Source organism: Spirillospora sp. NPDC000708 (assembly GCF_040299565.1).
In the GTDB taxonomy this organism is placed as follows: Bacteria; Actinomycetota; Actinomycetes; order Streptosporangiales; family Streptosporangiaceae; genus Spirillospora.
Map to the genome: position 1 here is coordinate 32,725 of NZ_JBEPCJ010000081.1, position 17,397 is coordinate 50,121.

General features: G+C 74.5%; 17 protein-coding genes. 4 read left to right on the plus strand and 13 right to left on the minus strand.

The window, feature by feature from the left end:
* Positions 1–183 precede the first annotated feature (183 nt).
* Positions 184–1,212, plus strand: a complete 1,029-nt coding sequence (locus tag ABT299_RS39805) for a M4 family metallopeptidase (protein ID WP_190855151.1) — start codon at positions 184–186, stop codon at positions 1,210–1,212.
* Positions 1,213–1,410: 198 nt separating this feature from the next.
* On the plus strand, positions 1,411–1,782 hold the full coding sequence (locus ABT299_RS39810) for a DUF1622 domain-containing protein (protein WP_500253912.1): 372 nt from the start codon (positions 1,411–1,413) through the stop codon (positions 1,780–1,782).
* Positions 1,783–1,811: 29 nt separating this feature from the next.
* Here the strand turns inward: ABT299_RS39810 and ABT299_RS39815 are convergent, their stop codons facing one another.
* The 13 genes from ABT299_RS39815 to ABT299_RS39875 form a co-directional block, all read right to left on the minus strand.
* Positions 1,812–2,396, minus strand: coding sequence for a TetR/AcrR family transcriptional regulator (locus ABT299_RS39815; protein ID WP_500253913.1), 585 nt, complete (start codon positions 2,394–2,396; stop codon positions 1,812–1,814).
* On the minus strand, positions 2,393–3,229 hold the full coding sequence (locus ABT299_RS39820; RefSeq protein WP_500253914.1) for an alpha/beta fold hydrolase: 837 nt from the start codon (positions 3,227–3,229) through the stop codon (positions 2,393–2,395). The genes ABT299_RS39815 and ABT299_RS39820 overlap by 4 nt, the downstream gene beginning before the upstream one ends.
* A 54-nt stretch (positions 3,230–3,283) precedes the next feature.
* Complete coding sequence (locus tag ABT299_RS39825; RefSeq protein ID WP_500253915.1) at positions 3,284–4,021, minus strand: B12-binding domain-containing protein; 738 nt, start codon at positions 4,019–4,021, stop codon at positions 3,284–3,286.
* Positions 4,022–4,081: 60 nt separating this feature from the next.
* A complete protein-coding gene (locus tag ABT299_RS39830) occupies positions 4,082–5,812 on the minus strand; it encodes an acetyl/propionyl/methylcrotonyl-CoA carboxylase subunit alpha (RefSeq protein WP_500253916.1) in 1,731 nt (576 codons plus the stop codon).
* A gap of 13 nt (positions 5,813–5,825) precedes the next feature.
* Positions 5,826–6,722 carry an MBL fold metallo-hydrolase gene (locus ABT299_RS39835; RefSeq protein WP_190855138.1) on the minus strand — a complete coding sequence of 299 codons (897 nt, stop codon included), beginning with the start codon at positions 6,720–6,722 and terminating at the stop codon, positions 5,826–5,828.
* On the minus strand, positions 6,719–7,846 hold the full coding sequence (locus ABT299_RS39840) for an epoxide hydrolase family protein (protein WP_500253917.1): 1,128 nt from the start codon (positions 7,844–7,846) through the stop codon (positions 6,719–6,721). Before ABT299_RS39840 ends, ABT299_RS39835 begins: the two co-directional genes overlap by 4 nt.
* Before the next feature lie 28 nt (positions 7,847–7,874).
* Positions 7,875–9,086, minus strand: a complete 1,212-nt coding sequence (locus ABT299_RS39845; protein WP_500253918.1) for a beta-ketoacyl synthase N-terminal-like domain-containing protein — start codon at positions 9,084–9,086, stop codon at positions 7,875–7,877.
* Positions 9,083–10,366, minus strand: coding sequence for a beta-ketoacyl-[acyl-carrier-protein] synthase family protein (locus ABT299_RS39850; RefSeq protein ID WP_190855132.1), 1,284 nt, complete (start codon positions 10,364–10,366; stop codon positions 9,083–9,085). Before ABT299_RS39850 ends, ABT299_RS39845 begins: the two co-directional genes overlap by 4 nt.
* The gene (locus ABT299_RS39855; protein WP_500253919.1) at positions 10,366–11,217 is read right to left on the minus strand and encodes an LLM class flavin-dependent oxidoreductase; all 852 of its coding nucleotides are present in this window, start codon (positions 11,215–11,217) and stop codon (positions 10,366–10,368) included. Before ABT299_RS39855 ends, ABT299_RS39850 begins: the two co-directional genes overlap by 1 nt.
* A 58-nt stretch (positions 11,218–11,275) precedes the next feature.
* Positions 11,276–12,412 carry an acyl-CoA dehydrogenase family protein gene (locus ABT299_RS39860; RefSeq protein ID WP_433135947.1) on the minus strand — a complete coding sequence of 379 codons (1,137 nt, stop codon included), beginning with the start codon at positions 12,410–12,412 and terminating at the stop codon, positions 11,276–11,278.
* 19 nt (positions 12,413–12,431) lie between these two features.
* Complete coding sequence (locus ABT299_RS39865) at positions 12,432–13,661, minus strand: cytochrome P450 (RefSeq protein ID WP_190855125.1); 1,230 nt, start codon at positions 13,659–13,661, stop codon at positions 12,432–12,434.
* Positions 13,654–14,157 carry an SRPBCC family protein gene (locus ABT299_RS39870; RefSeq protein WP_190855122.1) on the minus strand — a complete coding sequence of 168 codons (504 nt, stop codon included), beginning with the start codon at positions 14,155–14,157 and terminating at the stop codon, positions 13,654–13,656. Before ABT299_RS39870 ends, ABT299_RS39865 begins: the two co-directional genes overlap by 8 nt.
* Before the next feature lie 82 nt (positions 14,158–14,239).
* Positions 14,240–15,688 carry an MFS transporter gene (locus tag ABT299_RS39875; RefSeq protein ID WP_387026682.1) on the minus strand — a complete coding sequence of 483 codons (1,449 nt, stop codon included), beginning with the start codon at positions 15,686–15,688 and terminating at the stop codon, positions 14,240–14,242.
* A gap of 264 nt (positions 15,689–15,952) precedes the next feature.
* On the opposite strand from ABT299_RS39875, the gene ABT299_RS39880 reads away from it, so the two are divergent.
* Both ABT299_RS39880 and ABT299_RS39885 read left to right on the plus strand, forming a co-directional pair.
* Positions 15,953–16,831 (plus strand): AfsR/SARP family transcriptional regulator, encoded by an 879-nt coding sequence (locus tag ABT299_RS39880; RefSeq protein ID WP_190855116.1) that lies wholly within the window; start codon positions 15,953–15,955, stop codon positions 16,829–16,831.
* A 32-nt stretch (positions 16,832–16,863) separates the two neighbouring features.
* A complete protein-coding gene (locus ABT299_RS39885; RefSeq protein ID WP_206699888.1) occupies positions 16,864–17,289 on the plus strand; it encodes a nuclear transport factor 2 family protein in 426 nt (141 codons plus the stop codon).
* Positions 17,290–17,397: the final 108 nt, after the last annotated feature.

A 17,397-nucleotide genomic window follows, 5' to 3' on the forward strand; every position in this document is an offset into this window, starting at 1 on the left:
GAAACCCTCCTGCGGGGTGGGGCCGGTTCGCCGTTGCCGTGACCAGCGCACCAGGACTTCCACCGGTTTTCTACGACAAAGTTCGCCAGGCTTCGGCGGTGCCGGTGGGCAGGGACGGACAGACTTGGGATCCGACGCGAATTGGACCTGTCCCGCCGGAAGAGCGGCCCTTAGCGTCCGCACATGCGCAGGAAACAACGTTTCGCATTGGCGGCCGTCATGGCGTTTCCCCTGGTGGGATCGCTCTCCGCCGTCTCGGCCGCCGCCGACTCGGGTGGCACCGCCACGGGGACCGTCTTCTTCCCCAACCCCGTCCAGCAGCTCGGTGACGAGTCGCTCACCGACGCCAAGGACGCCGACTACGCCGCCCTGGCACCGGCCTACCGGAACGTCACGCTCACCGACCTCGACGGGTCGGGGTCGCTGACCGGACGATACGTGGCGGTCAAGAGCGAGACCGGCAAGGCGGCCCGGATCACCGGCGGCGCCCTGCCCGCCTACCACCGCGACGTCGACCAGTTCGAGCAGGTGATGGGCTACTACTGGGTGACGACCGCGCAGCACTACCTGCAGCACCTGGGCTTCGGGTCCGCGCTGCGGCCGGTCAACCAGCGCCAGATCGAGCTGCGCATCGACCAGTACGGCGGCGACAACTCCTTCTTCAAGGGCGACAAGGCGAACATCACGCTCGGCAAGGGCGGCGTGGACGACGCCGAGGACGCCGAGGTGATCATCCACGAGTACGGCCACTCCGTGCAGGATGGGCAGGTCCCCGGGTTCGGCACCAACGCCGAGTCGGGCGCGATCGGCGAGGCGTTCGGGGACTACCTGGCCGTCGCGGTCACCAGCTGGGCGACCGGCACGCCCACCAAGACCCCCGAGGCGTGCGTCGCCGACTGGGACTCGGTGGCCTACACCTCCGGTCCCACGCACTGCCTCCGGAGGCTGGACGGCACCAAGCACTACCCCGAGGACGTCGTCGGGGAGGTCCATGCCGACGGCGAGATCTGGTCGCGGGCACTGTGGGACATCCGGCAGGCCCTCGGCAGCGCGAAGGCCGACACCCTGATCGTCGAGGCGCAGTTCGCGTTCTCGCCCGACACCTCGTTCAAGGCGGCCGCGCAGGCCACGGTCGCGGCGGCGCAGCGCCTGTACGGGCCGCAGGCCGCGCAGGCCGCGCAGTCGGCGTTCTCCGCCCGCGGCATCCTCTGACACCGCCCGCCTGGTGGAGGACCCTTCGGACCTCCACCAGGCGGGCCCGACCCCGGACCCGTGCCGCGCCGGCGGTTACGTCCGGCGAAGTTGGTGTATGAGTCCAACGCCGAGCCGTGCGAGCTCGCGAGCGGGGGACGCCATGAATCCGGGAGCGGAGACGCCGGGACCCTACGCGGCCCGGCCGCTGATCCGGCCGTGAACTCGGACGAGATCATCGAGAACGTCGGCCAGGCGGTCGACCTGGCCGGCGTCGCGCTCATCGTCTGCGGCGCGGTGGCCGCCACCGCGGCCTTCGCGTACCGGCTGGGCCGGCGCCGCGGTCCCTTCCCCGGCCTCTACCGGCTCTACCGGCAGGATCTCGGGCGGGCGATCCTGCTGGGGCTGGAGGTGCTGGTCGCCGGCGACATCATCCGCACCGTCGCCGTCTCGCCGACGCTCGGCAGCGTCGCGGTCCTCGCCGCGATCGTCGGCGTCCGGACGTTCCTGAGCTTCTCGCTGGAGGTCGAGCTGGAAGGCCGCTGGCCATGGCAGCAGGCCGGGACCAGGACGGGCCGCGGCCCCGGCTAGCACGGCGGGTCGCGGCGCGGTGGGCGCGGTCAGCGGGCGGGCGCGGCCGGCTCTCGGAGGCCGTCGAGGAGGGCGAGGAGGGTCTGCTCGGTCTCGGCTCGGGGGTGCCCGGCGGCGATCAGGAGCGCCGCCTCGATGCACGAGCTGAGGATCAGGTGGGCCAGGGTGCGGACGGGCTGGCGGCGGATGACACCGGCGTCCATGGCCAGGGCGAGGCCGGCCTCGATGAGGGAGAGGTTGTGGCGGGCCTCGATCTCGCGCCACGCCTGCCAGCCGAGGACCGCCGGGGCGTCGCGGAGCGCGATCTGGACCAGCTCGGGCTCCTCGCAGGCGTCGAGGAACCGGGCGAGGCCGCCGGTGAGCAGCTCCCAGGGGTCGTCGGTGGCGACGAAGATGCGCTCGGAGAGCTCGATCTCCATCCGGTCGAGGACCTCGGCGAACAGGGCCTTCTTGTCGCCGAAGTGGTGCTGGAGGGCGCCCCGGGTGACCCCCGCGGCCGCCACGATCTGCTCGGCGGAGACGGCCGCGTAGCCGTGCTCGGCGAACAGCTTCCTGGCGGCGGCGACGAGGGCCGCGCGGGTGGCGCGCGTGCGGTCCTCCTGGGTACGTCTCACCGCGTCATTATCGCGAACTCCCTGACCTTGCCGGCGAGCAGCCCGGGGCGGTCCTCGGAGATGAAGGTGTAGGAGTCCTCGACCAGCTCGAGCCGCGCGTCGGGGAGCCTGCCGGCGAGGCGTTCGGCGAGCGGCAGCGGGAACAGCCGCTCCTCCTTCGCCCAGAGCAGGAGCACGGGCCGGTCGTAGTCGCCGTTCGCCTCGAAGGCGTCCAGGGTGTGGCGCTCGTCGAAGCCGCGCAGGAGCTTGCCGAGGTCGCGCCGGACGGCGCGGCTGGTCTGGATCGGGGCCAGGTAGGAGTCGGCGACCTCGCGCGGGATCGGGCGCTTGGCGACCCAGCCGAGGGCGATCGGCAGGCGGAGCAGGGGGCGGATCCGGAACAGCTGCGCGGTGACCCACAGCGAGCCCGGCAGCCGGGACATGGGCGCCAGGAACCCGAAGGGGGGCGGCGGGAAGCGGTCCAGCACGTCGCAGGAGGCCAGCACGACCCGGGCGACCCGCTCGGGGCGCCGGGTCATGAGGATCTGGACGAGCGCTCCCCCGGTGTCGTTGCCGACGAGGGTGACGTCCTTCAGATCGAGGGCCTCGAGGAACTCCTCGATGAGCCCGGCGAGGCCGTCCGGGGTGAGGTCGGCGTCGGGGCGCATGGGCTGGGAGTGGGCGCCGAGCGGCCAGGTCGGCACCAGGCACCGGTGGCCGGCGTCCACCAGCGGCCCCGTCTCGTGCCGCCAGATCTCGCCGTTGACGAGCAGGCCGTGCACGAAGACGACCGGTGGCCCGTCGCCGAGGTCGCGGTAGGCGATGGGTCCTGCGGAGAGGTTCACGGTTCGCATTCCCCCAGACTTACATACATTCGGAATGAATGTAAGAGGGAGGGCGGTGCCCCGTCAGCGCCGGGACACCACGCGCAGCGCGTCGAGCGCCTCGGACACGGACGCCGCGAAGGCGACGTCGGGCGGGAGCCGGTCGAGGTCCCAGCCGGGTCCGCCGATCACGATCCGCAGCGGGGGGCGCGCGGCGGGCAGTTCGGCGAGCCAGGACGGGTCACCGGTCTCGGCGGTCTGCGACCAGACGAACACCGAGTGCGCCCGGGCCCGCTCGACCGCGGCGGACAGCGCCGATGGCGGTACCCGCGCACCCAGCATGAGCCTTGCCGCGCCGGCCTCCGACAGCGCGGCGGCCAGCGCGAGGAGCGGCAGGCTGTGCTGCTCTTCCGGAGCGCACGCCAGCAGGACGGGGCCGCGGCCCTGCCAGCCCGGGAAGTCGGCCTCGGGCGGTACCACCTCCACCAGGCAGCGCGACACCACCGCCGACAGCAGATGCTCCACCTCCACGTACCGGCCGGTCGCCGCGTGCTTGAGCCCGATGCCGACCAGCACCGGCACCAGCACCTGGTCCCACGCCGCCGCGACGCCGTCCTGCCGCAGAGCCGATCGCACGGCCTCGTTCATCGCGAACTCGTCGAGCGCCATCGCCGCGCGCGCCAGGTCCTCGACCTGCGCGGCACGCGCCGGGTCATGCTCGGCGGCCGGCGCGTCGATAGGGATGCGGTCGTCGCCCGCATCGTGCGCGTGCGGCGCCGCGTCCGCGTCGAACCCGTCGTCCCCGCCTGTCGCGTCCCCCATGCTTCCCCAATACCCCGGCCCCGCAGGTCCATGAGCAGGCGCGACGGCGAGGGAGCCGGGTCAGGTGATCAGGCAGATCCGGGTGCCGGTGGCCACCGGGCGGCCGGGCCGGACGTCGAGAGCGGAGACCGTGCCCGATTTGTGGGCGGTGAGGGGTTGCTCCATCTTCATCGCCTCGACCACGGCGACAGTGTCGCCTGCGGCGACCGTGTCGCCCTCTTCGGCGAGGACCTTGACCACGGTTGCCTGCAGGGGGCAGATCAGGGCGTCGCCGTCGTCCTCCTTGGGCTTGGCCCTGCGGGGCCTGGACCGGGACGGCGCCGGCGCCGTCCCGGAGGGTTCGGTGGACGAATGCAGGACGACCTCGACGCGCTTGCCGTCCACCTCGACGGTGACGGCCCGGCGGTCCGAGGACGCGGCGTCGGCCGAGGGGTCCGATTGAGGCGGGATCGAGGGGGCGCCGTCGGACTCGATCCAGGCCGTGTGGACGTCGAAGGGCTCGCCGGTGAAGGCCCTCTCCTCGACGACCGCGCGGTGGAACGGCAGGACGGTCGGGACCCCGGCGACCTCGAACTCCGCCAGGGCGCGGCGGGCCCGCTGCAGGGCGATGCCACGGGTGGCGCCGGTGACCACGAGCTTGCCCAGCATGGAGTCGAACTGGCCCGGGACCTCCTGGCCTTCGGCGTAGCCGCCGTCCATCCGCACTCCCGGGCCGGAGGGAGGACGCCAGGCCGTGAGCCTGCCGGTCGCGGGCATGAAGCCGCGGCCCGGGTCCTCGGCGTTGATCCGGAACTCGATCGCGTGGCCGCGCGGTTCCGGGTCGCCGTAGCCGAGCGGTTCGCCGTCGGCGATGCGGAACATCTCCCTGACCAGGTCGATGCCGGTCACCTCCTCGGTGACGGGGTGCTCGACCTGCAGCCGGGTGTTGACCTCCAGGAACGACACCGTGCCGTCGGCGGCGATGAGGAACTCGCAGGTGCCCGCGCCCGCGTACCCGGCGGCCCGCAGGATCTTCTTCGACGACTCGTACAGCGTCCGCCGCTGGTCCTCGGTGAGGAAGGGCGCGGGGGCCTCCTCCACGAGCTTCTGGTGGCGGCGTTGCAGGGTGCAGTCGCGGGTCGACACCACGACGACGCCGCCGTGCCGGTCCGCCAGGCACTGCGTCTCGACGTGCCGGGGGCGGTCGAGGTAGCGCTCGACGAAGCACTCGCCGCGCCCGAACGCCGCCTCGGCCTCCCGGACGGCCGACTCGAACCGCTCGGGGATCTCGTCGAGGGAGCGGGCCACCTTGAGGCCCCGGCCCCCGCCGCCGAACGCGGCCTTGATCGCCACCGGCAGGCCGTGCTCGCGTCCGAACGCCACGGCCTCGTCGGCGCCGGACACCGGCTCCGCGGTGCCGGGGGCCAGCGGGGCGCCCTGCTCGCGGGCGACGTGGCGGGCCCGCACCTTGTCGCCGAGCAGCTCGATCGCGGACGGGGGCGGGCCGATCCACGTCAGGCCCTCGTCGATGACCGCCTGCGCGAACTCGGCGCTCTCGGAGAGGAACCCGTAGCCGGGGTGCACCGCGTCGGCGCCCGCGTCCGCCGCCGCCTTGAGCAGCTTGCCGATGTCCAGGTAGGTCTCCGCGGGGGCGGCGCCGCCGAGCGCGTACGCCTCGTCGGCCATCCGCGCGTGCGGCGCGTCCACGTCGGGGTCGGCGTACACCGCGACGCCGACCAGCCCGGCGTCGCGGCACGCCCGCACGACGCGGACCGCGATCTCGCCCCGGTTCGCGATCAGGATCTTGCGCACGGTCTCCTCCGGATCAGGCCCGGCAGGGCAGCGGCCCGCCGTGGTAGGTGATCATTTCGCCGAACATCGCCGCGACGTCCATCCGCTCGCCCGGCGGGGCGCCGCGCTCCTCGGCGCAGGCGCGCCGCAGGTTCGGGACGAGCCGTTCCGGGTCGAGGAGCCGGCCGTCCGGCTCGGCGCGGCGCGCGATCTCCAGGGGCTGCAGCCCTTCGGCGAGGCCCTGCCGGGCCTCGTCGCGCACCCAGCGCAGGTAGCGCTCCGCCTCGTCCAGCAGCTCGGGTCCGCCGACGGGCCCGTGCCCGGGGACGATGACGGCCGGGTCCAGCTCGCGCAGCCGCCCGATCGCGCGGAGGGAGCCCTCGACCGAGCCCATCATGCAGAACGGCGTGACGCCGGACATGACGAGGTCCCCGGCGAACAGGATCCGCTGGTCCGGCAGCCAGACGACGGTGTCGTCCCGTGTGTGCGCGGGACCGAGCCGGAACAGCTCGGCGCGCAGGTCGCCGGCGTGCAGCGTCATCCGCCGCTCGTAGGTGAGCGCAGGCGGTTCGAGCCGGATGTCGCCCCAGTCGACGTCCGGCCACAGGCCGCTCAGGTGCAGGTCCGCGAGGATCGCCTCCTCGCGCGTCCCCTCGTGCGCCACCACGACGGCCTCCGGGGCGAAGACGCAGTTGCCGAACGTGTGGTCGCCGTGGAAGTGGGTGTTCACGACGAGGCGCGGCGGCGCGGGCGCGACCTCGCGGACCGCGTCCTTCAGGGCCAGCGCGCGCTTCATGGTCGCGGCGGTGTCCACCACGATCGTGGTGTCGCCGGACGCGATGACGCCGGCGTTGTTCAGGCACCATCCGCCGTCGGGCTGCACGTAGGCGTGCACGCCGTCGGCCAGCCGTTGCAGGTGCGGCTCGGTCATCGTGGTCTCCCGAAGATCTGGTCGAGGAAGAACGCGCGGAGGTCGGCGGCCAGCGGGTCCGGGGCCTCCAGCGCGGGGAAGTGGCCGCCCCGCTCGAACTCCGTCCACCGGGCGATCGTGTTCGCGCGCTCGGCGAACGGGCGGATGGCGTGGTCGGTGGGGAAGACGGCCACCGCCGTGGGCACCGGGGAGCGGCCGTCGTGCTCCCATCGCGCCTCGTCGTGGAAGCGCTCGTAGTAGCTGTGCGCCGCCGAGCCCGCCGTGCCGGTGAACCAGTAGACGCTGACGTCGGTGAGGACGGCGTCCCTGCCGACGGCGTCGTCCGGCAGGTCGGCGGTCCCGGTCAGGTCGCGGTACCGCTCGGCGAACCAGGCGAGCAGCCCGGCGGGCGAGTCGTGGTGGGCGTGCGCGAGCGTCTGCGGGCTGGTGCCCTGGACGCGCAGGTAGGCACCCTCGTTGCGCTGCCACCGCTGGAGCGCCTCGAACCTCTCGCGGTCCGCGTCGTCCAGCGCATCGATGTCCTCGTCCTCGCCGGGCACCGTGACCAGGGCGTTGACGTGGACGCCGCGGACGCGGTCCGGGGCGTCCCGGCCCATCAGCGGAGCCACGAACGCGCCGACGTCGCCCCCGTGCGCCCCGTACTCGGGGTATCCGAGCCGGCTCATCAGCACGTTCAGCGCCTTGGCGGTCCGGCCGTCGGTCCATCCCGGTCCCGGCGGCGGGCCGGAGAACCCGAAGCCGGGCAGGGACGGCACCACCAGGTGGAAGTCGTCCCGGAGGGCGCCGATCAGATCGTGGAAGTCGGCGACCGACCCCGGCCACCCGTGCAGCAGCACCAGCGGGACGGCGCCGGGGTTCGCGGAGCGCTCGTGCAGGAAGTGCACGCGCGTCCCGTCGATCTCGGTGACGAACTGCGGGTGGGCGTTCAGCTCCGCCTCGTGCCGCCGCCAGTCGTACCCGTCGGCCCAGTACCCGGCGAGGCTCCGCAGGTAGGAGGTGGGGACGCCGCGCGACCAGCCGGTGCCGGGCGGGTCGGGCGCCCACCGGGTGGCGCGCAGCCGGCGGCGCAGGTCGTCGACCTCGGACTCGAGGATCGCGACCCGGTACGGGCTGATGTCGGACATGCGGGCTCCTCGGCTGGGAAGGCGGCGGCTACGGCGCGGTGAGCACGGCCGCCGACGCGAACCCGCCGCGGCCGCGGGCGAGGACGAGCGCCGTGCCGATCGCGGCGGGCCTCGGCTCGTCCACGACCAGGTCGAGGCGGTCGTCGGCGCGGTCCGGACGGGTGCCGACGGTCGGCGGGACCACCCCGTCGCGCAGCGCCAGCAGCGCGGTCGCCAGGTCCAGGGCCGCGCCGCCGGACAGCAGCCGTCCCGTCATCGACTTCGGCGCCGTGACCGGGACGGCGCGCGGCCCGAACAGCCGGGTCAGCGCCACCGCCTCGCCGTCGTCGAGGTCGCGGCGGCCCGCCGCGTCGGCGAACACCACGTCGACCGCCGAGGCGGGCAGCCCCGCGTCGTCGAGCGCGACCCGCGCCGCCCGGTACAGGCCGTCGGCGCAGCCGGGCTCCGGGTCGAACGCGGCGCCGTGCCCGGCGACCACGCCGTAGATCTGCGGGGCGCCGCGCTCCTCGGCGTCGGCGCGGTCCTCGACGGTGAGGACGGCGCCGCCCTCGCCGGGGACGCAGCCGTCGGCGTCGGCGTCGAACGGCAGGTAGGCCGTCGCGGGGTCGGCGCGCGAGCTGAGCTCCCGGCTCGCGGTCTGGATCGCGACGCCGTACGGGCAGAGCGTCCCGTCGACGCCGCCCGCCACCATCATCGCCGTGCCGCTGCGGATCTTCCGGCGGGCGAACGCGAGCGTGTCGAGCCCGCCGGACTGCTCGGAGGCGAGCACCCCGCCGGGGCCGCGCATGCCGTTGTGGATGGAGATCTGGCCGGTGTGCACCGCGTAGTACCAGGCGAACGACATGTACGCGCTCACGTCCCGCCAGCCGCTCCCCCACAGCTTCTGCAGCTCGCGCTGCCCGAACTCCAGGCCGCCGGACGTGCTCGCCGTGACGACGCCCATCTTGTACTCGGGCATGTCGCCCGGCTTGATCGCCGCGTCCCGCAGCGCCTCGCCGGCGGCGACGAGCGCGAGCCGGGTCACCCGGTCGCTCTGCGGCAGGAGCCGTTCCGGCAGGTCCTGTTCGGCGGGGCACTCGGGGATCTCCCCCGCCACCGCCACCGGGTAGCCGGACGCGTCGAACCTGGTGATCGCGCCGATGCCGCTCCGGCCGTCCCGGACGGCCTCCCAGTACTCGTGGGCGCCGATCCCGTTCGGCGCGGTCACGCCGAGGCCGGTCACCACCGCCTGGCCGCTCATGCGCTCCTCCCTTCCGAGGCGCTCTCCGGATCGCGGAACACCATCGCGCTCTGGAACCCGCCGAACCCGCTGCCGACGGTCAGCGCCCCGCGCACGCGGTGCTCGCGCGCGTCGAGCGGGACGTAGTCCAGGTCGCATTCGGGGTCGGACTCGCGCAGGTTGGCGGTGGGCGGCACCACGCCGTGCTCCATCGCGAGCGCGCACGCGGCGATCTCGATGGACCCGATCGCGCCGAGCGAGTGCCCGACCGCCGCCTTGATGCCGCTGACGGGCACGCCGCGGGCGCGCTCGCCGAGCGCGCGCTTGAACGCCGCGGTCTCGTGCCGGTCGTTCTGCTTGGTGCCCGAGCCGTGCGCGTTCACGTAGTCGACGTCCTCAGGGTCCATCCGCGCCTCGGCCAGCGCGGTGGTGATCGCCTCCGCCATCTCGCGGCCGTCCGGCTTGAGACCGGTCATGTGGTAGGCGTTGCAGCGGGACGCGGCGCCCGCGAGCTCGGCGTAGATCCGCGCGCCGCGGCGCCGCGCGTGCTCGTACTCCTCCAGCACGAGCACGGCCGAGCCCTCACCGAGGATCAGCCCGCGGCGGGTGCGGTCGAACGGGCGGCAGGCGTGCTCCGGGTCGTCGTTGTAGACCGACTGCGCCTTGATCACGTCGAAGCAGGTCACGGTGATCGGGGAGATCGGGGCGTCGCTGCCGCCGGTGACGACCACGTCGGCCGCCCCGTCCCGGATCACCTCGGCGGCGTGCGCCACCGCGTCGATGCCGGAGGTGCAGCCCGTCGAGACGACCGTGGCCGGCCCGCGCGCGCCCGTGGTCAGCGCGACCTCCGCGGCGACCGAGCTGGGCAGGAAGTAGTCGTACATGTGCGGGCTGACGTAGGCCGGGTCGACCTTCCAGTGCGCGCCGCCGTCGCTGAGCACGACGTACTCGGCCTCCATGCTCTTGGTCCCGGCGACGGCGCTGCCCATCGCGACGCCGGTGCGCTCGGCGAGTTCCCCGTCCACGCGGAGGCCGCTGTCGTCCATGGCCTCCCGCGCGGCCACCTTGGCGAGCTGGACGAACCGGTCGTTGCGCCGGATCTCCTGCGGGGCGAGCCCGGCGGCCGCCGGGTCGAAGTCGCACTCGGCGGCGACCTGGCAGCGGTGCTCGGACGGGTCGAACTGGGTGATCCGGCGGGTCGCGGTCCGGCCGGAGGTGACCAGCTCCCAGAACGGGCCGGTGCCGATCCCGCCGGGGGCGACCACGCCGATCCCGGTGATGACGGTCCTTCTGCGGGACATCAGGCGGCCTCCTCGAGCGTCTCGGCCAGCAGGTCCAGCTGCTCAGGCCCGGACGCGCAGGGCACCAGCACGAGCTCGTCGCAGCCGGCCTCGGCGAAGGCGCCGGCGGTCTCGCGCAGCCGCTCCGGGGTGGTCGGCGCCCCCTTGATCATCATGTCGGCGAGCCTCCCGGCGAAGGAGTAGTAGTCGCCGAGGTGCTCGCGGACGGCGGCGTCCGCGCCGGGGCCGAGGGCGTAGTACGCCTGCGCGACCACGCGCGGGCTCCCGGGTCGTCCGGCCTCCTGCCAGCGCCGGCGGACCTCGGCGGCCCGTTCGGCGAACGTCCGCGGCGGCCCCGCGGCGGCGAAGTAGCCGTCGCCGTGCGCGACGGCGCGCCGCAGCGCGGCCGGGGCCCGGCCGCCGACGAGGATCTCGGGGTCGCCGCCGGGCGGCTCGGGGCCGATGTCGCCGCCCGCCCAGATCTTGCGCATCTCGGCGAGCATCGCGTCGAGGCGGCGGCCGCGGTCGCCGAACTCGGCGCCGGACGCGGCGTAGTCGTCCGGCCGCGCGCCCGCCGCGACGCCGAGCGAGAGCCGGCCGTCCGACAGGTGGTGGACGGACGCGGCCTGCTTGGCGACCAGCGCGGTGTTGCCCCGGTACGGGGCGATGAGGATCCCGGTCGTCAGCCTGATCCGTTCGGTCACGGCCGCCGCCGCGGCCAGCACGACCAGCGGCTCGTCGTTGCCGTACACCAGCCGGTCGAGCACCGCGAGGTCGGCGAACCCGGCGGCCTCGGCGCGGTGCGCCCAGGCCGGCAGGTCGCGGCCCTCGACCCCGCGGACCATGGTGGGCAGTGCCACTCCGTATTCCATCGTCGTCTCCTTTCCGGTCGGTTCCGCCCGCGGGGGCGGTCGCGCCCCCGGGAGCGGGTCAGGTCCGCGCCGCGAGCGCCTCGACGAAGCCGGGCGCGGCGCGCTCGGGGCGCAGCGCGGCGTGCGAGCAGCCGACGGTGACGTCCCGCCAGCACCGCTGCAGCGGGTCGCTCCGGTCCTGCGCGGCGGTGCCCGCCGACCTCATGAGCGCGTTGACCGCCTCCACCAGCAGGGACGCCGCGTAGGAGGCGCGGTTGGCGTTCTCGAACGCGCGCGGGCGGCCCTCTCCGGCGTCCAGCGCGGACACCACCTGGTCGATCAGCAGCTCGGCCGCCTCGATCCGGGCGGCGGAGGTCGCGACGGCCAGGGACGCCGCGTCGCCGGCCGGCGGCGGGCCGCCGGTGCGCGGCGCGCCCGAGGGCGGCGCCGCCGCCCGCTTGGCGGCGGCCGTGCGGGTCGCGGACGCGAGGGCGCCGCGCGCCGCGCCGATCAGCGCGGAGATGCAGGTCAGGCCGCCGACGGCGGGGAGCGGGACGTTGTGCTGCGGCGCCTGCGAGGTGTGGTTCAGCCCGCCCATCACCTCCTTGAACAGCGCCGTCCGGTGCGCGGGCACGAACGCCTCCTCCACCGCGAGGGTGTGGCTGCCGGTGGCCCGCATCCCGACGGCGTCCCAGGTCGGCTCGCAGGTGTAGTCGGCGCGGGGCACCGCGAAGAAGCGCGGTTCGACGCCGCCGGACGCGGGCCCGGCGATGAGCGCCCAGTCGGCGAACTCGACGCCGCTGACGTAGCGCCAGCGCCCGCGCAGCAGGAAGCCGCCCTCGGTCTCCTCGGCGGACCCGGCGGGCACGAGGCCGGGGACGAGCAGCGCGCCCGGCGTGCCGTCCCACAGGTCGCGCTGGCCGTCGATCGGCAGGTGGGCGGCGAACCGACCGGTGTAGGCGAACATCGCGGCGCACCAGGCGGTCGACGCGCACGCCTCGCCGAGCTCGACGACCGCTTCGGTGAGCTCGCGGAACGTGGACTCGGCGCCGCCCCAGCGGGCGGGCACGAAGTGCCGGGGCAGCGCGGTGGCGGTCACGGCGGCGACCGCCTCGCCGGACAGCCGGCCGGTGCGGTCGGCCTCGTCCGCGTGCGCGGCCGCGGCCCGCACCGCCGCGTCGAGGGCCGCGCGCTCGTCGGTCATGGTCGTGGTCACGGTCATCACTCCAGACGGGTCACCAGGTCACGGGCAGCGCCTCGACGCCGTACACGAGCCCGCCGTCCTTGAAGGACAGCTCCTCGAACGGGACGGCGAGCCGCAGGTCGGGCAGCCGGCGGTAGAGCGTGCGGAAGACGACCTCCAGCTCCAGCCGCGCCAGCTCGGACCCGAGGCACAGGTGGCGGCCGTGGCCGAAGGCCAGGTGCTTGCGGGACCCGCGGGTGATGTCGAGCTCGTCGGGGCGCTCGAACGCCTCGGGGTCCCGGTTGGCGGCGGCGGTGAGCGGGAAGACGCCCTCGCCCTCCCGCACCTCGGTGCCGGAGATCGTCAGGTCGGTGCGCGCGACCCGCGCCGTGGTGAGGTCGGTGACGCTGAGGTAGCGCAGCAGCTCCTCGACGGCGGCCGGCGCGAGGTCGGGGTCCTCGCGCAGCAGGTCGAGCTGGCCGGGGTGGCGCAGCAGCGCCAGCGTGCCGAGCGCGATCATGCTGGCGGTGCTCTCGTGGCCGCCGTTGAACAGCAGCCGGGTGAGGTGGACCAGCTCGTCGAAGTCGTCCTCGCGCGGGAAGGCGCCGGTGAGCTTGGCGACCAGGTCGTCCCCGGGCTCGTCGTACTTGGCGGCGACCAGGTCGCGGAAGTAGGCGTCGAGCTGGTTGACCGCCTCCTTGCGCTCGGCGGCCGAGGCGGTCCCGCCGAACATCGTCCGGGTGCGGACGTGCAGGAAGTCCTTGTCCTTCGCCGGGATCCCGAGCAGCTCCATGATCACCGAGATGGTGACGGGCAGCGCGAAGCCGGCGAGCAGGTCGGCCGGGGGTCCCGCGTCCAGCAGCGCGTCCACCTGCCCGTCCACGATCTCCTCGACGCGGGGGCGGAGCAGCTTGACGCGCCGGACGGTGAAGTCCTTGGCGACCCGCTTGCGGTACTCGGTGTGCCGCGGCGGGTCCATGCCGAGCAGGGACGAGTTGAGCGTGAAGTCCTTCGGGATCGGGAACGGGGCGGGGAAGCCCGGATGGCCGCGGTCGTTGCCGAGCCGCTCGTCGTTCAGGGCCTCCCGGACCTCCGCGTACCGGGTGACGACCCAGGTCGGCTCGCCCGCGGAGCGGGGGACCCGGGTGAGGCCCGGCCGCTCGCGGCACTCGCGGTGCCGGTCGGGCGGGGCGAACGGGCCGGGGCGCCGCCAGGGGAAGGGGGCGCCGCGCGGCTCCTCTTCCTGCGGGAGGGCGTCGTGCGGGCATTCGCGGTCAGGCATGGTCGCCTCCTGGAGTGAGGGTGGCGGCGAACGTCGCGAGCGTCTCGCCGGGGCTCGGGCCGTCGATGGCCGCGCGGATGCGCCCGGCGGCCCGGCCGTGCCGGGCCAGCTCGACATGGGCCAGTTCCACGCGGGTCGCGTCCGGCCCGCGCCGGGTGAAGGTCACCTCGACGCGGCTGGCCCGCTCGTCGTCGTCGATGGGGCGGAAGTCGCCGTCGATGCGCCACGTCAGCACGAGGCGGTGCGGCGGCTCCCAGACCAGCACGCGGCCCCAGTCGAGCTCGGAGCCGTCGGTGGAGCGCTCGTACCAGCGGCCGCCCGCGCGCGGTTCGAAGACCACCCGCTCCCGCGCGGCGACCAGCACGTGGCTCTCCGGCCACCATTCGGTGGGCCGCCCGGTGAAGTGCGCGAAGGCGCGCTCCGGCGGGACGGGGACGTCGACGGACTTGCGGACGGGAGGGACCGTGGTCGCGGTCGCGGGCTGGCTCGCATCCATGGCCCCAATCTCGCCCGTGTCCGTCGACGTCCTGTCGGGATGCTGTCGAGGGCCGTGCCCCGGCAGGTCCCGCGCCGGGGGCTCAGCCGCGCGCGGCCTGCTCCTCGTCGCGGCGGACCTTCGGGACGGCCAGGGCGGCGGCCGCGCCGATCAGCGGGAACAGCGCGGAGACCAGCAGGGCCCGGTCGAAGCCCGCGGCGAGGTCCCGCGCGGTGGCGTGCGCGCCGTGCGCCACGTCGGAGGTGTGCGCGGCCGCGACGACCGCCAGGATGCCGAGGCCGAGCGCGCCGCCGACCTGGCGGCTGGTGTTGAGCAGCCCGGAGACCAGGCCCTGCTCGCGGTAGCCGACCTCGGAGGTGCCCGCGACGGTCATGGACGCCGACACCAGGCCCTGGCCGATGCCGAGGACCAGCGTCGGGCCGAACAGGTCGGCGAGGAAACCGGCGCCCGCTCCGGCGCCCGACAGCCAGGCCAGCCCGGCCGCGGACAGCAGCAGCCCGGCGACCAGCAGCGGCCGCGGGCCGACCTTCGGCACCAGCGGGGCGATGCCGCGCGCGGCCACGACGATGCCGAGGGACAGCGGCAGGTACGCGAACCCGGTCTCCAGCGGGCTGTACCCGAGGACGAGCTGGAGCAGCAGCGTGAACAGGAAGAACGTGCCCCACAGGGCGGCGGTGCTGGTGAACGCGACCAGGTTGGCCGCCGTGACGGAGCGGTTGCGGAAGATGCCGAGCGGCACCAGCGGGTGCGTCCTGCGGCGGACCTCGTTCACCGCGAACAGGGCCAGCAGGACGACCGCGACGCCGAGGCTCACGATGATCTGCGGCGAGTCCCAGCCCTCCTTCTCGGACCGGACGATGCCGTACACGAGCAGGATCAGCCCGGCCGTGATGGCGAGGGCGCCGGGCAGGTCCATCCGGCGGTCGTCGTCCTCCTTGCGGGACTCGGTGACCGCGTACGCCGCGCCGACCGTCAGCAGGACGCCGACGGGGACGTTGACGAGCAGGATCCAGCGCCAGGAGAGCCATTCGGTGATGGCGCCGCCGACCAGCGCGCCGATCGCGCCGCCGCCCGCGGCGACCGCGCCCCAGAGCCCGAACGCCCGGGCGCGCCGCTCCTTGTCGGTGAAGGTGGTGCCGAGGACGGTCAGCGTCGCCGGGGCCATGACGGCGGCCCCGAGCCCCTGGACGCCCCGCGCGGCCAGCAGCGAGGCCGGGTTCCAGGCCAGGCCGCCGGCCAGGCTCGCGAGCGTGAAGACGGCGATGCCGCCGAGGAAGACCCGGCGCCGCCCGTAGATGTCCGCGAGCCGCCCGCCGAGCAGCAGGAATCCCGCGAACACGATCGTGTACGCGTTGATGATCCATTGCAGCGAGTCGGTCCGGAAATGCAGGGCGGATCTGATGGAGGGAAGCGCGACGTTCATCACCGAGGCGTCCAGCACCACCAGGAACTGCCCGGCGCAGCAGATGGCGAGGACGAGCCCGAGCCGCTCTGACGTGCCCCTCTCGGCAACCGTCGTATCGGTCGTCACCGAGGATCACTCCTCTTCGGTCGACGGGGCGTTCTCTGACGCCGCGCTTGATAACCGAAGGCGGGCGGGAGGAAACGCGTTCGCGCGGACCGCGGAGTACTCCTTTCGATACCCCCGGGCGCGCCGGAAGGCGTACGCGGCGATGGGCGTTCGGGAGCATCCGGCTCACCGAACGACGATCGGGCGCTTAACGGCCGCCTTCTCGGCAAAAAGCGGCGAATGTCATGAAAGGACCGCGACAGAACGACGGAGGTCGAAACTCGGATGCTGCGCTTCAAGCTGCTCGGCCCGCTGGAGGTCGCGGGCGGCGGATCGGCGTTCGCACCGACCGCGCCGCGCGTGCTGAACACGCTCGCGCTGCTGCTGGTGCGCACGGGCCGCGTCGTGCCGCTCGACACGATCATCGAGGAGCTGTGGGGTGAGGACCCGCCGCGCAGCGCGGCGCGCACCGCGCAGACGTACGTGTACCAGATCCGGCGCTGGCTGACCGCCGGCGACGGCCCGGCGCCGGGCAGGGAGGTGCTCGTCACCCGCCCGCCCGGCTACATGCTGCGGGTCGCGCCCGAGCAACTGGACCTCAGCCGGTTCGACCGGCTGCTCGCCGAGGGCCGCGCGCTGCTCCAGGACGGCCGCTCCGCCGACGCGGTGGAGCCGCTGTGCCGCGCGCTCGACCTGTGGACCGGTCCCCCGATGGCGAACGTCGAGCTGGGCCGGGTGCTGGAAGGCCACGCGGCGGCGCTGGACGAGCACCGCGCCCACGCGCTGAACCTGCGCATCGAGGCCGACCTGCGCCTCGGCCGGCACCGCGAGCTCATCGGCGAGCTGCGGTCGCTCGTCGCGCTGAAACCGTACGACGAGTGGTACCACACGCTCCTGGTGTGCGCGCTGGCACGTTCCGGCCGCCGCTACGACGCCCTGGAGGCCTTCCACACGGCCCGCCACATCCTCGCCGAGGACCTGGGGCTCAGCCCGTCGCCCGAGCTCAGCGAGGTGCACGCCGCCGTCCTGCAAGGCGAGCAGCCCCGGACGCCGCTCGCCTGCACGGCGGCCGCGGACGCCGGCCCCGCCCGGGCCGCGGCGGCCGTGCCGAGGCCCCGGGCCCCCCGCAACGCCGGGCTGCCGTCCGCGCAGCCCGTCCACTGACCGGACAACCCACTCACCGAAGGGACGCACCAGTGCCGACCACCATCGCGCCCGCCGAGCTGCGGGCCGACATCGACGCCTTCTACGCCTGGCACATGCAGCTCCTCGACGCCGGAGAGGTCGAGGAGTGGGCGGAGGCCTTCACCCCCGACGGCGTCTTCGACGCCCAGGGCCACCCCGAGCCCGTCCGCGGCCGCGACGCGATCCGGTCGGCGTCCCGGGCCGTCGCCGACAAGCTCGCCGAGGCGGGCATCGTCCGGCGCCACTGGCTCGGCATGAGCCACATCGTCCCGGAGGACGGGAACGTCCGGGTGCGCAGCTACGCGCTGGTGTTCCAGTCGAGCCGGGAGAAGGGGACCGTCCTGCACGCGAGCACCACCTGCGAGGACGTGCTGGTCCCCGACGGCGGTTCCTGGCTGATCCGGGAACGGGTCGTCCGGGTCGACGGGATGTCCTGACCGGGGAATTCCCGAACGCCGGAAAAGGCGCACGCGAAAGAGCCGGGGGGCCGCCCGGGCCCCCCGCGGGTTTTAGCCCTTGCGGGTGCGAAAACGGGTCCCCCGACC

What these genes read in the sequence shown, in the direction of transcription:
- ABT299_RS39855 (WP_500253919.1), bottom strand. Translation starts at nt 11,217, where the DNA reads ATGGAATACGGAGTGGCACTGCCCACCATGGTCCGCGGGGTCGAGGGC.
- ABT299_RS39835 (WP_190855138.1), bottom strand. Translation starts at nt 6,722, where the DNA reads ATGACCGAGCCGCACCTGCAACGGCTGGCCGACGGCGTGCACGCCTAC.
- ABT299_RS39820 (WP_500253914.1), bottom strand. Translation starts at nt 3,229, where the DNA reads ATGCGAACCGTGAACCTCTCCGCAGGACCCATCGCCTACCGCGACCTC.
- ABT299_RS39805 (WP_190855151.1), top strand. Translation starts at nt 184, where the DNA reads ATGCGCAGGAAACAACGTTTCGCATTGGCGGCCGTCATGGCGTTTCCC.
- ABT299_RS39865 (WP_190855125.1), bottom strand. Translation starts at nt 13,661, where the DNA reads ATGCCTGACCGCGAATGCCCGCACGACGCCCTCCCGCAGGAAGAGGAG.
- ABT299_RS39840 (WP_500253917.1), bottom strand. Translation starts at nt 7,846, where the DNA reads ATGTCCGACATCAGCCCGTACCGGGTCGCGATCCTCGAGTCCGAGGTC.
- ABT299_RS39880 (WP_190855116.1), top strand. Translation starts at nt 15,953, where the DNA reads ATGCTGCGCTTCAAGCTGCTCGGCCCGCTGGAGGTCGCGGGCGGCGGA.
- ABT299_RS39850 (WP_190855132.1), bottom strand. Translation starts at nt 10,366, where the DNA reads ATGTCCCGCAGAAGGACCGTCATCACCGGGATCGGCGTGGTCGCCCCC.
- ABT299_RS39845 (WP_500253918.1), bottom strand. Translation starts at nt 9,086, where the DNA reads ATGAGCGGCCAGGCGGTGGTGACCGGCCTCGGCGTGACCGCGCCGAAC.
- ABT299_RS39825 (WP_500253915.1), bottom strand. Translation starts at nt 4,021, where the DNA reads ATGGGGGACGCGACAGGCGGGGACGACGGGTTCGACGCGGACGCGGCG.
- ABT299_RS39870 (WP_190855122.1), bottom strand. Translation starts at nt 14,157, where the DNA reads ATGGATGCGAGCCAGCCCGCGACCGCGACCACGGTCCCTCCCGTCCGC.